Source organism: Streptomyces sp. AC627_RSS907 (genome assembly GCF_019049165.1).
This window is the reverse complement of the sequence record NZ_JAGMUE010000122.1, coordinates 5,713-18,560: the sequence shown is the minus strand read 5'-3', so window position 1 is coordinate 18,560 and position 12,848 is coordinate 5,713. Positions and strand designations below refer to the sequence as shown.

At 69.5% G+C, this 12,848-nt stretch carries 9 protein-coding genes and 1 pseudogene; 6 read left to right on the top strand and 4 right to left on the bottom strand.

Translation table 11 applies throughout. The features are described 5' to 3' along the window. Positions 1 to 181: 181 nt before the first annotated feature. The 3 genes from KUM32_RS25995 to KUM32_RS25985 all read left to right on the top strand — a co-directional run bounded on the left by KUM32_RS25995 (position 182) and on the right by KUM32_RS25985 (position 1,712). Positions 182 to 580, top strand: a complete 399-nt coding sequence (locus KUM32_RS25995) for a BlaI/MecI/CopY family transcriptional regulator (protein WP_217144386.1) — start codon at positions 182 to 184, stop codon at positions 578 to 580. A 9-nt stretch (positions 581 to 589) separates the two neighbouring features. Next, positions 590 to 1,099: an amino-acid N-acetyltransferase gene (locus KUM32_RS25990; RefSeq protein ID WP_217144383.1), complete on the top strand. Its 510-nt coding sequence runs from the start codon at positions 590 to 592 to the stop codon at positions 1,097 to 1,099. Between the two features lie 277 nt (positions 1,100 to 1,376). Continuing rightward, positions 1,377 to 1,712, top strand: a complete 336-nt coding sequence (locus tag KUM32_RS25985) for an Lsr2 family protein (RefSeq protein WP_043371913.1) — start codon at positions 1,377 to 1,379, stop codon at positions 1,710 to 1,712. Between the two features lie 47 nt (positions 1,713 to 1,759). On the opposite strand, the pseudogene KUM32_RS25980 reads toward KUM32_RS25985, so the two are convergent. Further along, positions 1,760 to 2,443: pseudogene (locus KUM32_RS25980) on the bottom strand (SCO3374 family protein); the annotation flags it as partial. A gap of 430 nt (positions 2,444 to 2,873) precedes the next feature. Here KUM32_RS25980 and KUM32_RS25975 point away from each other — a divergent pair. Further along, positions 2,874 to 5,396 (top strand): ATP-dependent Clp protease ATP-binding subunit, encoded by a 2,523-nt coding sequence (locus KUM32_RS25975; RefSeq protein ID WP_217144381.1) that lies wholly within the window; start codon positions 2,874 to 2,876, stop codon positions 5,394 to 5,396. 89 nt (positions 5,397 to 5,485) lie between these two features. Here KUM32_RS25975 and KUM32_RS25970 read toward each other — a convergent pair whose 3' ends face one another. Both KUM32_RS25970 and KUM32_RS25965 read right to left on the bottom strand, forming a co-directional pair. Next, complete coding sequence (locus KUM32_RS25970; RefSeq protein WP_217144380.1) at positions 5,486 to 8,560, bottom strand: NACHT domain-containing NTPase; 3,075 nt, start codon at positions 8,558 to 8,560, stop codon at positions 5,486 to 5,488. A 46-nt stretch (positions 8,561 to 8,606) separates the two neighbouring features. After that, on the bottom strand, positions 8,607 to 9,263 hold the full coding sequence (locus KUM32_RS25965; RefSeq protein WP_217144379.1) for an HAD family acid phosphatase: 657 nt from the start codon (positions 9,261 to 9,263) through the stop codon (positions 8,607 to 8,609). Positions 9,264 to 9,745: 482 nt separating this feature from the next. Here KUM32_RS25965 and KUM32_RS25960 point away from each other — a divergent pair, with 482 nt between their 5' ends. Then, positions 9,746 to 10,423, top strand: a complete 678-nt coding sequence (locus KUM32_RS25960; protein ID WP_217144378.1) for a M23 family metallopeptidase — start codon at positions 9,746 to 9,748, stop codon at positions 10,421 to 10,423. 9 nt (positions 10,424 to 10,432) lie between these two features. Here the strand turns inward: KUM32_RS25960 and KUM32_RS25955 are convergent, their stop codons facing one another. Then, positions 10,433 to 11,032 carry a TetR/AcrR family transcriptional regulator gene (locus KUM32_RS25955; RefSeq protein ID WP_217144377.1) on the bottom strand — a complete coding sequence of 200 codons (600 nt, stop codon included), beginning with the start codon at positions 11,030 to 11,032 and terminating at the stop codon, positions 10,433 to 10,435. Between the two features lie 169 nt (positions 11,033 to 11,201). Between KUM32_RS25955 and KUM32_RS25950 the strand changes: the two genes are divergently transcribed. Beyond that, the gene (locus KUM32_RS25950; protein WP_217144376.1) at positions 11,202 to 12,818 is read left to right on the top strand and encodes an MDR family MFS transporter; all 1,617 of its coding nucleotides are present in this window, start codon (positions 11,202 to 11,204) and stop codon (positions 12,816 to 12,818) included. Positions 12,819 to 12,848 lie beyond the last annotated feature (30 nt).

Genomic DNA, 12,848 nt, shown 5'->3' with positions numbered 1-12,848 from the left:
CCACACACCACCCCGCCGCACCCCGCCCGGCACAAGCGCCGCAGGCCCCGGCCCCCGCGTACGACTCCCGCGCCCACCGCAGGAGTCGTACGCCGTTTTTGCGCCCGTTTGATCGGAAAAGTGCACGTCCGGCACGCGATCGCCGGGATCTCCCACTATCGTTCGAAGAGTGCCTCGCCCATTGGGAGAACTCGAAGACGCGGTCATGACGAGGGTGTGGAAGTGGAACCGCCCGGTGACCGTTCGAGAAGTCCTGGAAGACCTGCAACAGGAACGCTCGATCGCCTACACCACGGTGATGACCGTTTTGGACAATCTCCATCAGAAGGGCTGGGTGCGCCGTGAGGCGGAAGGCCGGGCCTATCGATATGAGGCGGTCTCCACTCGCGCCGCCTACGCCGCCGCGCTGATGAACGACGCCTGGTCCCAGAGCGACAACCCCACCGCGGCCCTCATCGCCTTCTTCGGCATGATGAGCGAGGAACAGCGCCAGGCACTCGGAGACGCCATCCGCATCGTGCGGGGACCGGAAACCCCTGCGCCCAACCCCGGCTCGGTACCGGACGCGGGCGAGCGATAGCGTCCCCCCATGTCAAAAGCCATCACCGTCCGGCGGGCCCGCACCAGCGATGTCCCGGACGTACGCCAGCTCCTCGACACGTACGTCCGTGACCGCATCCTGCTCGACAAAGCGATGGTGACGCTTTACGAGAGCATCCAGGAGTTCTGGGTCGCGGAACGGGACGACAACGCCGAGGTGGTCGGCTGCGGTGCCCTGCACGTGATGTGGGAAGACCTCGCGGAAGTGCGCACTCTCGCCGTGAAGCCCGGGCTGAAGGGCGTCGGCGTCGGGCACCGGTTGCTGGAGAAGTTGCTGGAGACGGCGCGCTGGCTCGGTGTTCGCCGGGTTTTCTGCCTGACCTTCGAAGTGGACTTCTTCGGCAAGCACGGCTTCGTCGAGATCGGGGAGACGCCCGTCGACACCGACGTCTACGCGGAGCTGCTGCGTTCCTATGACGAGGGCGTCGCGGAGTTCCTGGGGCTCGAACGAGTGAAACCGAACACCTTGGGCAACAGCCGGATGCTTCTGCATCTGTGATCTCCGGCTCCCGGCGGACATCCGCAACCCTTCGCCAGGTTTATTCTCCCGGCGGACGCCGGGGGACACCCACTGGACCCGACGCGGGTTCCCTATGTCCGAAACGCGTATCTTTCCGGCCCGGGGGCGGGCTACCGGTCTCTGCCGGGGGTTTGTGTTTTTCCGGCAAAAGCGGTTTGCTTTCCGGCGTACTGCAGTACTGCATATAACAAGGGACGGCGATACGGCGGACGCCGACGGACCTCCGGCCCTCAAGTTATCGATGAAAGGAAATCCGGTGGCACAGAAGGTTCAGGTCCTTCTTGTCGATGACCTCGACGGCGGCGAGGCAGACGAGACCGTGACGTTCGCGCTGGACGGCAAGACGTACGAGATCGATCTCACCACCGCCAATGCGGACAAGCTCCGTGGCCTTCTCGAGCCTTACGTGAAGGGCGGTCGCCGTACCGGGGGCCGCGCTTCGGGCGGACGCGGCAAGGCGCGCGCTTCCTCCGGCGGCAGCCAGGACACCGCGGCGATCCGCGCCTGGGCGAAGGAGAACGGGTACGAGGTCAACGACCGCGGCCGCGTTCCCGCCATCATTCGCGAGGCGTACGAGAAGGCCAACGGCTGATCACCCGACCCGCGCCGCGCACTCCGCCCCGAGCCTCCTCAGCGCGTCGCCCGGGAGAGCCGGACCCGGTGGCACTGCGTCGCCAGTGCGCGGACCAGCCGTGCGAGGTCGGGGGCGGTTCCGGCGTCCGCCAGGGCCGACAGCGCCGGCAGCGAGGACTCCACCTCGCCCCCCGGCTCCGGGGGCCGCAGCCATACGGCGGCCCCCCGCGAGCCGTCCCGGCCCCGGACGCCCGGCGGCAGGCCGACCGAGTCGGTGCCGGGAGGCTGGGGCGCTTCCATGAGGCCGCCCGCGCCGATCGCCGTCAGGTCGAGCGCCAGCGAACCCCACTCCAGCCACTCCAGCAGCCCGGGCAGCTCGTCCGCGCCGCCCGCCGCCACGAGCAGCAGCATGCGCTCACCCCGGACGGCCACTGGGAAGCCGGGGCCCCGACCGGCGGGGCCGGGTCTCCCGAGCCGTCCCAGCGCCGCGTGGCCGGCCTCGGCCGGGACGTCCAGGACGTCGAAGCGGGCGCCCACGCACAGCCGTACCGGAGCCCCGGGAGCGGTCGGCCAGCCGAGCACGTTCTCGTACCACCACCGCACCCGCTCCTGACACCACACGCCACCCGGTCCGGGCGGCCGGCGGGGGAACGGCACGACGGAACCCGCCGAACCCGCCGAACCCACGGACCCCGCGTGGACGACGGGACCCACGGGACCCACGGGACCCGAGGGCGAGGTGCCGACCATGCCAAGTGCAACAGTCGGAAGGGCGCCGGAGTTACGCTGGGTACCGGAGTGAACGCGAAGGGTGCGGGACAAGGGGGCGTGCGGGGGTGTGGGGAGGCGCAAGGTTGTTCGCCCGTAGCGGAGGGAACCGGTGCGCGCGGCATGGAGTGTCAGTCCCTGCGGGTAAGACATCCCTAGTGGGAGGGGGCGATACGCGAAATGGGCCGTCTCACGTTCGCCATCGGCGTACTGGCGAGTGGGGTAAGTGCTTGGCCTGCGGGAACATCGTCTCGCACCATCGGGTTGTGGCAGATGTCGGCGTCAGGGGTCAGGAGGCCATCGACGGTGTCGGCAGTTGGAATGAGCGGTCCCCGCTTGCGGGACTAAGCTGCGGAAGGACAGGGAGGGGAAGTTCCCCTTACTGCCTGACCGCTCTGAGGAGCGATTAACGATGTTCGAGAGGTTCACCGACCGCGCGCGGCGGGTTGTCGTCCTGGCTCAGGAAGAAGCCCGGATGCTCAACCACAACTACATCGGCACCGAGCACATCCTCCTGGGCCTGATCCACGAGGGTGAGGGTGTCGCCGCCAAGGCCCTTGAGAGCCTCGGGATTTCGCTCGAGGCGGTCCGCCAGCAGGTGGAGGAGATCATCGGGCAGGGCCAGCAGGCCCCGTCGGGTCACATCCCCTTCACCCCCCGTGCCAAGAAGGTCCTGGAGCTGTCGCTCCGCGAGGCCCTCCAGCTCGGTCACAACTACATCGGCACGGAGCACATCCTGCTCGGCCTGATCCGTGAGGGCGAGGGCGTCGCCGCCCAGGTCCTGGTCAAGCTGGGCGCCGACCTCAACCGGGTGCGGCAGCAGGTCATCCAGCTGCTCTCCGGTTACCAGGGCAAGGAGACCGCCACCGCCGGCGGTCCTGCCGAGGGCACGCCCTCCACGTCCCTGGTCCTCGACCAGTTCGGCCGGAACCTCACCCAGGCCGCTCGTGAGTCCAAGCTCGACCCGGTCATCGGGCGCGAGAAGGAGATCGAGCGGGTCATGCAGGTGCTGTCCCGCCGTACCAAGAACAACCCGGTCCTGATCGGTGAGCCCGGCGTCGGCAAGACCGCCGTCGTCGAGGGCCTCGCGCAGGCCATCGTCAAGGGCGAGGTGCCCGAGACCCTCAAGGACAAGCACCTCTACACCCTGGACCTCGGCGCGCTGGTCGCCGGCTCCCGGTACCGCGGTGACTTCGAGGAGCGCCTGAAGAAGGTGCTCAAGGAGATCCGCACCCGCGGCGACATCATCCTGTTCATCGACGAGCTGCACACCCTCGTGGGTGCGGGCGCCGCCGAGGGCGCGATCGACGCCGCGAGCATCCTCAAGCCGATGCTGGCCCGTGGTGAGCTGCAGACCATCGGCGCCACCACGCTGGACGAGTACCGCAAGCACCTGGAGAAGGACGCGGCCCTGGAGCGCCGCTTCCAGCCCATCCAGGTCGCCGAGCCCTCGCTCCCGCACACCATCGAGATCCTCAAGGGTCTGCGCGACCGCTACGAGGCCCACCACCGCGTCTCCATCACGGACGAGGCCCTGGTCCAGGCCGCGACGCTCGCCGACCGCTACATCTCGGACCGCTTCCTGCCGGACAAGGCGATCGACCTGATCGACGAGGCCGGTTCCCGGATGCGCATCCGCCGGATGACCGCGCCGCCGGACCTGCGCGAGTTCGACGAGAAGATCGCCGGTGTCCGCCGCGACAAGGAGTCCGCGATCGACTCGCAGGACTTCGAGAAGGCCGCCTCCCTCCGCGACAAGGAGAAGCAGCTCCTGGCCGCCAAGGCCAAGCGGGAGAAGGAATGGAAGGCCGGCGACATGGACGTCGTCGCCGAGGTCGACGGCGAGCTGATCGCCGAGGTCCTCGCCACGGCGACCGGCATCCCGGTCTTCAAGCTCACGGAGGAGGAGTCGTCCCGCCTGCTGCGCATGGAGGACGAGCTCCACAAGCGGGTCATCGGCCAGGTCGACGCCGTCAAGGCGCTGTCCAAGGCGATCCGCCGTACCCGGGCCGGCCTGAAGGACCCGAAGCGTCCCGGTGGCTCGTTCATCTTCGCCGGTCCGTCCGGTGTCGGTAAGACGGAGCTGTCCAAGGCGCTCGCCGAGTTCCTCTTCGGTGACGAGGACGCGCTGATCTCCCTCGACATGTCGGAGTTCAGCGAGAAGCACACGGTGTCGCGTCTCTTCGGTTCGCCCCCCGGCTACGTGGGCTACGAGGAGGGCGGTCAGCTGACCGAGAAGGTCCGCCGCAAGCCGTTCTCGGTCGTCCTCTTCGACGAGGTCGAGAAGGCCCACCCGGACATCTTCAACTCGCTGCTGCAGATCCTGGAGGACGGTCGCCTGACCGATTCCCAGGGCCGGGTCGTGGACTTCAAGAACACGGTCATCATCATGACGACCAACCTCGGCACCCGGGACATCTCCAAGGGCTTCAACCTCGGCTTCGCCGCCGCGGGTGACACGAAGACCAACTACGAGCGCATGAAGAACAAGGTCCAGGACGAGCTCAAGCAGCACTTCCGGCCCGAGTTCCTCAACCGCGTCGACGACGTGGTCGTCTTCCCGCAGCTCAGCCAGGAGGACATCCTGCGGATCGTCGACCTGATGATCAACAAGGTCGACGAGCGCCTCAAGGACCGGGACATGGGCATCGAGCTCTCCCAGTCCGCGAAGGAGCTGCTGTCCAAGAAGGGCTACGACCCGGTGCTGGGTGCGCGTCCGCTGCGTCGCACCATCCAGCGCGAGATCGAGGACACGCTGTCGGAGAAGATCCTCTTCGGCGAGCTGCGTCCCGGTCACATCGTGGTCGTGGACACCGAGGGCGAGGGCGACGCCAAGACCTTCACCTTCCGCGGTGAGGAGAAGTCGGCGCTCCCCGACGTCCCGCCGATCGAGCAGGCGGCCGGCGGCGGGCCGAACCTGAGCAAGGAGGCGTAGCCCTCCGGGGTGAGCCTGGAAGGGGGCTGCCCCGGGACTCCGGTCCCGGGGCAGCCCCCTTCCTCTTTTTCCGTCCCTCTTCTGCCGTGTCAGCGTTCGTCGAGGGTGACCGCAGCGCTGGGGAAGAGGTGCTGGAAGTCGGACACCGGGAAGAAGTGCCCGTACCTGTTTCCGAGCACCACGGAGTGCAGTCCGGGCAGCCGGTCCGCCACTGCGGCGAGGTGCTCGGTGCCCTCCATCGCGGGGACCCGCAGTACCTCGACACCGGGCAGCTCGGGCATGCAGCCGATGGAGGCCGGCAGATCCCGGATGATCGCCGCGTTCAGATACAGGTGGGTGAGGCCGGGCAGCGCGGCGACCTCCCGCCAGTCGGCCGCCGTGAGCTCCGTGGTCAGCGGTCCGAGGCTGAGCGTGTGCAGCGTGGTCCAGTGCCCGAGCCCTCGCAGCCCGGTGGCGTCCGTGCTGTTGCGGCCCAGGAAGAGGAAACCCAGGGGGGCCTCGGCGGACAGCGCCTCGCCGAGGCTTGTGCCCGGCAGTTCCTGGGCCAGGGAGAGCAGACGCAGTGACGGCAGGGCCCGCAGTCCCGACAGGTCGGCGACGGAGTCGAGGACGAGTTCGGTGAGGGGCAGCGACGACAGCCCGTCCAGGCCCGTCGTCCAGGGGCACTCGTAGAGCGACAACCTGTTCAGCGAGGTGAAGCGTCGCAGGACGTCCAGTTCCGTCAGGAGCGGGTTCTCCCGGATGTGGAAGTCGGTCACCGCCTCCGGCTCCGGCACGGCGGCCGCGATGTCCTCGGCCCGGTGCCGGCCCGAGACGCGCAACTTCCTCCAGGGACGCATCCCGGTGAGGGCCGCGAGCTGGGCGGGCGTCTCACAGTCGAGGAAGAGGTCCGTACGGTCGAGGTGGTCCAGGACCTCGGCGGCGTACTCCTCGGTGCCGAAACGGTGCCAGGTGCCCGCGAGCTGGCGCCGCACCTCGAGGTCCGGGTGGTCCCGGAAGCGGCGCAGCACGGCGAGTGACCCGTCGGGTTCGTCCCGCCCCAGGACCGAGGCGGTGACCGTGACGCCCAGGGCCTCCTGGGCCGTCAGGCTCTCCGGCCCCGGCAGCAGCTCCAGCACCAGTGGACCGGCCCCCGCCAGTTCCCGTGCGGCCTCGGTCGTACGCGGCGGGATCAGCTCGGCGGCCCGCTCCTCCACCTCCGTGCGCACCGCCGGGTCCAGCGCCGTCGTGTGCTCCAGACAGGCCAGTGCCAGCAGCGTGAGCCGGGGCGTGCCCCTGCCCAGCAGCTCCCTCAGCACGGAGACGCGTTCGCGGGGCCGGGCGTGCGCCAAGGCCATGCGGATGACGTCCTCCCACTGGGTCTCGTCGGCATGGCTGGTGAGGACGCCGAGATGGCCCTCCTCCACGGCGTACCGGGCCGCCAGGTAGTCCTGGAAGGTGCGGTGGACGAACTCCACGACGCCCTCGGCCGGGTGGCGCAGCACCCCGCTGCGCAGCAGCAGGGTCCGCAGCATGGCCGACGCGTCCCTGTGCCCGACGGCCGGTGCCAGCGTGGGCAGCGCCCGCTCGACGATCCCCTCGGCCGTCTCCCGGGCCATCTCGGTCCGGCCGCTCAGCACCAGGGCGTAGGCGAGGCGTTGCAGCAGTTCGAGCTGGGCCTCCTCGCTGACTTCCGGGCCCTCGACCGTGCCCATGCCCCGTTCCCGGTCCCGGCGGGCGAGCAGCATGGTGAGGGCCGCGTCGTACAACTCCTTGCGGCCGGTGGGCAGGTAGCCGCGACGCTCGCGGTGCAGGGCGCAGATCAGTCCGCACATCAGCGGGTTGGTGGCGAGGCGGGCCAGGTCGCGTTTGGTGCGCAGGGAGTCCAGCAGCGGCTGCTCGAACTCCGGGGCGCGCGCCGCCTCGTGCCAGCGGTGGACGAAGGTGGCGACCTCCGCCCGGCCCATCGGCGCCAGGGAGAGTTCCCAGAAGCCTTCCTGCGACAGCCAGTCGGCGCGTACGGCGGTGGGGCGGGTGGTCAGCAGCCAGCGGTTGTCGGGGTAGGCGTGGATGAGGCCGCGCAGCCAGTCCCGGGTGGCGTGGCGGTCGGCTGCCGGGATCTCGTCCAGGCCGTCGACGAGGACCAGCGCCCGGCCCGTGGTGAGGACGCGTTCCGTCCAGCCGTCCGGTGGGGACAACGGGCAGCCGACGGCGCTCAGGAAGGTGGCCGGGGCGGGCAGCGGTGCGGTGCGGACCAGGGTGCGCAGCGGGAGGATGTACGGGACGTGTGTGCCTTCCCGTGCCGCGGTCACCGCCAGCCACTGCACCAGGGTCGTCTTGCCGGAGCCCGCGTCGCCGCGCAGCAGCACCCTGGGTTCCTTGTCCAGCGTCTCGTCGGCGGGCAGCCGTCTGGCGTGGGGTGACACCTCCTCGCCGGGCGCGGCGTCCCGGTCGGCGTCCCGGTCGGGTTCCCGGTCGGCGGTCGCCTCCAGCGTCAGGTAGGCGACTTCGAGGGGCCACCGGTCCGGAGAGTCGCGCAGGTCGATGCCGTAGATGGTGAGGTGGTTGTGCCGCTCGGCCACATAGGACTGGTAACGGCGCTCGAACGCTGTGTCCCGGGCGTCCGGCCGGGGCGTGCGGGTGATCAGCTCGTCGACCTTCGCGATCAGTTCGGCCTGGCCGCGGGTCTGGGCCACCAGGGTCCGGGCGACGAAGGTGGAGCGCCGGGTGAAGAACTCCAGGATGTGCAGGCAGGCCCACTCGGTCGCGGAGTCCAGGAAGTAGCAGGCGTCGGCGGAGAGTTGGGAACCTGATCCGGAAGCGTGCTGCCGCAGTCGGCCGGCGAGTTCGCGGTGGCCGAGCCGGACGGCCTGGACGTCGTCCATGTCCAGGTCGCCGAGGGCGAGCAGCCGGGCGGTCAGGGCGTCGGCGACCGCGGTCTCCTCGTCGCGGGGGAAGGGCGGCTCGCCCAGGGAGTCCAGGGAGGCCCCGACCAGCTGCCCCGCGAGCCTGCGCACCTCCCGCTCGCCGAGGGTGCGCTGCTCGCCCCTGAACGACACCAGGCGCGTCAGCCGGACCGGCCGGTCGACCAGCCCGGCTCCGGGCCCGCCCGTCACGAAGAGCTTCTTCACCAGCGGGGCGACCAGGCTGGACGCCAACTTCCCGCCGAGTACCGCCGGTTCCATGCGCCACCCCCGTGGTCGGCCGTCGTCCACGGGAGCCTATCGGGCGTCAGGACAACTGGCCGCCGTAGTCCGGCAGCTTGAAGGTCCTCTCGGCGTGGCCGCCCGACAGGTCGGTGGCGCTGTTGCCGATGTTGGCGATGATCGTGTAGCCCTTCGCCTCGATACCGGCGCGCTGTGCGGTCTTGTACTCGGCGACGTCCCGGAACAGGTCGAGGAAGCCGCGGACGTACAGGCCGGAGGACTCGTAGCCGGCGTGGTCGAGGTTCCACTCGGTGGGCGCCTTGATGACGCCCGGACGGGCGGTGACGAAGAACAGGGCGACGCCGTGCTCCTGGGCGTACCGGGCGGCCTCCAGGACCGGCCGGTTGGCGGGCTGCGGGTAGCTGAAGCCGAAGTCGGTCTCCAGGGCGGTGTTGTCGATGTCGAGGACGATCGCCTGCTTCTCGCCCGGCCGGACGTCGGCGATCCGCTCCTTCAGGTACGGCAGCGCCTGGTCCATCACGGCCCGGCAGTCCTTCTGCCAGGTGTCGCGGTCGACGGCCGCCGCCGCGGCCGTCGCCACCGTGGTGCGCGGCGTCTCGGCCGGGGCGGCGACGGCCGGCGTGATCGTCGCGGTGAGCGCCGCCGCGGTGACGGCGGCCGTGCCGACGGCGCGCTTCCAGGTACGCCGGGCCTGTCCGGTCTGGCCGTTCTGTTCGGTCATGGGGGGTGAGGTCCTCTCATGCCTGCGCGGATGCCTGACGGCATCAGGTTGTCGCGTGCATGTTCACCCGGACAGGTGGCGGGGCGGCAACGATCGGGTTACCGACCAGTAGTCGGGTGGGGTACGACCTCCCCGCGAGTAGCCCCCGTCACATTCACCGGCCCTTCGGGCGGGGGTGCCGGTGACATGCCGCACAGGGGTTCCGGCCCGTACTACGAGGAATAGTGGAAGCCGCAAGAACTACGAAAACGGACACATCGGACCAGGGTGTCGGCTGATTTACGGGGCTCTGAGCTGGTTTTGTCCAAAATGGACCCTCTGTCAAGGGTCATGAAGTTTCGCATGGAAGTACTACATAACATCGTAGGTCACACCTTTGTGCGGTTCGGGCCCCCCGGGTTACCAATGTGGAGCCCGCCCGGTGAGCGCCTCTGCGTCACGCCGGAGGGGCATCCCTCTGTTCCCGTCCCCATGAGGTTCGAATGTTCTCGCGTGTCACGTCCCGTTCTTCCCGTACGACCATCCGCACCCGCGCCGCGGTGATGGCCGCCGGCCTCGGAGCCTCGGTCGCACTGGGAGCCGGGGTCGCGGCCGCCACGGGCACCACGGCGGCTTCCACCACCTCCACCGTCGCGAGCGCCGTCCAGGCCCAGGCCGCGGCGCAGGCCAAGGCAGCGAAGGCCGAGGCGAGCGCGAAGAAGACCGTCACCGTCAAGCAGACGGCCACCAAGAAGAAGGCCGCCTCCTGGGTGGACCCGGTGAAGAACTACACGCTCACCGCCAGCTTCGCCCAGAACGGCGGCATGTGGGCGCACAAGCACAGCGGCCAGGACTTCGCGGTGCCGATCGGCACCAACGTCGTCGCCGCCCACGGTGGCACCGTCGTCAAGGCCGGCGGCAACGGCGCCGGTGACGGTCCCGCCTACGGCAACGCGATCGTCATCAAGCACGGCAACGGCACGTACTCCCAGTACGCGCACCTGTCCCAGATCAACGTGAGCGTCGGCCAGATCGTGCAGACCGGCCAGTCCATCGCCAAGTCCGGCAACACCGGTAACTCGAGCGGGCCGCACCTGCACTTCGAGATCCGCACGACCCCGAACTACGGCTCGGCCATCGACCCGGTCGCCTTCCTGCGTGCCAAGGGCGTGGCCGTCTGAGGAGCGGGACTACGCCCCCGCGGTACCCCGGTGCGCCTGGGTCACCAGATCGGTGGCGACCTCGAGAACGGCCGCGCGCTGTTCCTCGGGGTCGCCTTCCAGGTCGCGGAGGACGAACATCCCGGCGTGCAGCGTGAAGAGCGCACTCACACAGCGGACCTGGTCGACCAGGTCCGCTTCCGGGTCGATGAGGGTGTCGCGCAGACCGAGCATGCGGGTCTTGAACATCTCACCGATCCGCAGGTCCCGCACCGCCGCCTGGTTCTCCTGCATGAAGCGGAACAGGGGCGCCGCGTCCGCCAGCGCCTCGCTGTAGCGGCGGATGATCTCCTGTTTCGTCTCCAGGGTGTGCGGCTGCTCCCGCCCCCACGCGATCAGGTCCTCCATCGGCCGCGAGAGATCCTCGAAGATGCCGACCAGGATCTCTTCCTTGGTCTTGAAGTGGTAGTACAGCGCCGCCTTCGTGACGTCCAGACGCTCGGCGATCTCGCGCAGCGAGGTCTTCTCGTATCCCTGTTCGGCGAAGAGTTCGAGCGCCACGTCCTGGATGCGCTGGCGGGTGTCCCCGCGGCGTCGCTGCTGCTTGGTGCTGTCCATCGTGCCGCCCATCCTCGTACACACCTCCCGCTCCGCGCACTTCTCCTTGCGCCGCGCGCTCCCGCTCCGCGCCGCTTTCCGAAAAACTTACTTGACGCCCGGCTAGTTACGCCCCTACCTTCCCGAGTGTAGTCAACTTGCCGGTCGGCAAGTAAGCACGGAAGCTGGGGGAGTGGAAGACATGGCGGACGCACCGGCGGCAGGGGCCGACGACACCGGCGGGGGCACACAGCCGAAGAGCGTGCGGGTGGTCCTGCTCGCGCTCATGATCGCGATGATGCTCGCGATGCTCGACAACATGATCATCGGCACGGCGATGCCGACGATCGTCGGCGAGCTGGGCGGCCTGGAACACCTCTCCTGGGTGGTCACCGCCTACACCCTCGCGACCGCTGCCTCCACCCCGCTGTGGGGCAAGCTCGGCGACATGTACGGGCGCAAGGGCTCGTTCATGACGTCGATCGTGGTCTTCCTGGCCGGCTCCGCGCTCAGCGGCATGGCACAGGACATGGGCCAGCTCATCGGCTTCCGCGCCGTCCAGGGCCTGGGCGCCGGCGGTCTGATGGTCGGCGTCATGGCGATCATCGGCGACCTGATACCGCCCAGGGAGCGCGGCAAGTACCAGGGCATGATGGCCGGCGTCATGGCGCTGGCGATGATCGGCGGCCCGCTGGTCGGCGGCACCATCACCGACCACTGGGGCTGGCGCTGGTCCTTCTACATCAACCTGCCGCTCGGCGCGGTCGCGCTGGTCGCCATCAGCGCCGTACTGCAGCTGCCGAAGAAGCGCAGCCAGGCGCGGATCGACTATCTGGGCGCCGCGCTGCTCACGGTCGGCATCACCGCCATCGTGCTCGTCACCACCTGGGGCGGCACCGAGTACGCCTGGACCTCCGCGCGGATCATGGAGCTGATCGGCATCGGCGTCGCCGCGCTGGTCGGGTTCGTGTTCTGGCAGACCAGGGCCGCCGAACCGATCGTGCCGCTGCACATCTTCCGCAGCCGTAACTTCACGCTGATGTCGCTCATCGGCTTCATCACCGGCTTCGTGATGTTCGGCGCCACGCTCTTCCTGCCGCTGTACCAGCAGGCGGTGCAGGGGGCGTCCGCCACCAACTCCGGGCTGCTGCTCCTGCCGATGCTGGGCGCGATGCTCGTCACGTCGATGGTCGCGGGGCGGGTCACCACGAACACCGGCCGCTACAAGATCTTCCCGGTGGCCGGCGGAGTGCTGATGGTCGTCGGCCTGTACCTGCTGTCGCTGATGGACACCGGCACCAGCCGCCTCACCTCCGGGGTGTACATGGCCGTCGTGGGTCTCGGCATGGGCTGCCTGATGCAGATCACCATGCTGGTGGCGCAGAACAGCGTCGAGATGAAGGACATGGGCGTCGCGTCCTCGTCCACCACCCTCTTCCGCACCCTCGGTTCCTCCTTCGGCGTCGCGATCATGGGTGCCCTGTTCAACCACCGCGTCCAGGACGTCATGGCCGAGAAGGCCGGCGCGGCGGGCTCCAGGATGACCGAGCAGTCGGCGCAGCTCGACGCGGCGAGCCTGGCCAAGCTGCCGGAGGCGGCACGCGAGGCCTACCAGCACGCGGTGTCCTCCGGCACGCACGGGGCGTTCCTGCTGGGTGCCGCCGTGGCGGTGGTCGCGCTGGTCGCGGCGGTCTTCGTCAAGGAGGTGCCGCTGAAGGGGGCGGGCCCGAAGACGGCCGAGGCCCCGGCCGACGGCGGCGACATGGCCGCGGTGAAGGCCCCGGCGACGTCGAAGGCGCCGGTGACCGAGTCGGTCTGACGTCTGTCCAGGCGGTCCGCCGCCTGTCGC

Coding starts and splice junctions, on each gene's coding strand:
- KUM32_RS25990 (WP_217144383.1), top strand. CDS start 590: ATGTCAAAAGCCATCACCGTCCGGCGGGCCCGCACCAGCGATGTCCCG.
- KUM32_RS25975 (WP_217144381.1), top strand. CDS start 2,874: ATGTTCGAGAGGTTCACCGACCGCGCGCGGCGGGTTGTCGTCCTGGCT.
- KUM32_RS25970 (WP_217144380.1), bottom strand. CDS start 8,560: ATGGAACCGGCGGTACTCGGCGGGAAGTTGGCGTCCAGCCTGGTCGCC.
- KUM32_RS25965 (WP_217144379.1), bottom strand. CDS start 9,263: ATGACCGAACAGAACGGCCAGACCGGACAGGCCCGGCGTACCTGGAAG.
- KUM32_RS25960 (WP_217144378.1), top strand. CDS start 9,746: ATGTTCTCGCGTGTCACGTCCCGTTCTTCCCGTACGACCATCCGCACC.
- KUM32_RS25955 (WP_217144377.1), bottom strand. CDS start 11,032: ATGGGCGGCACGATGGACAGCACCAAGCAGCAGCGACGCCGCGGGGAC.
- KUM32_RS25950 (WP_217144376.1), top strand. CDS start 11,202: ATGGCGGACGCACCGGCGGCAGGGGCCGACGACACCGGCGGGGGCACA.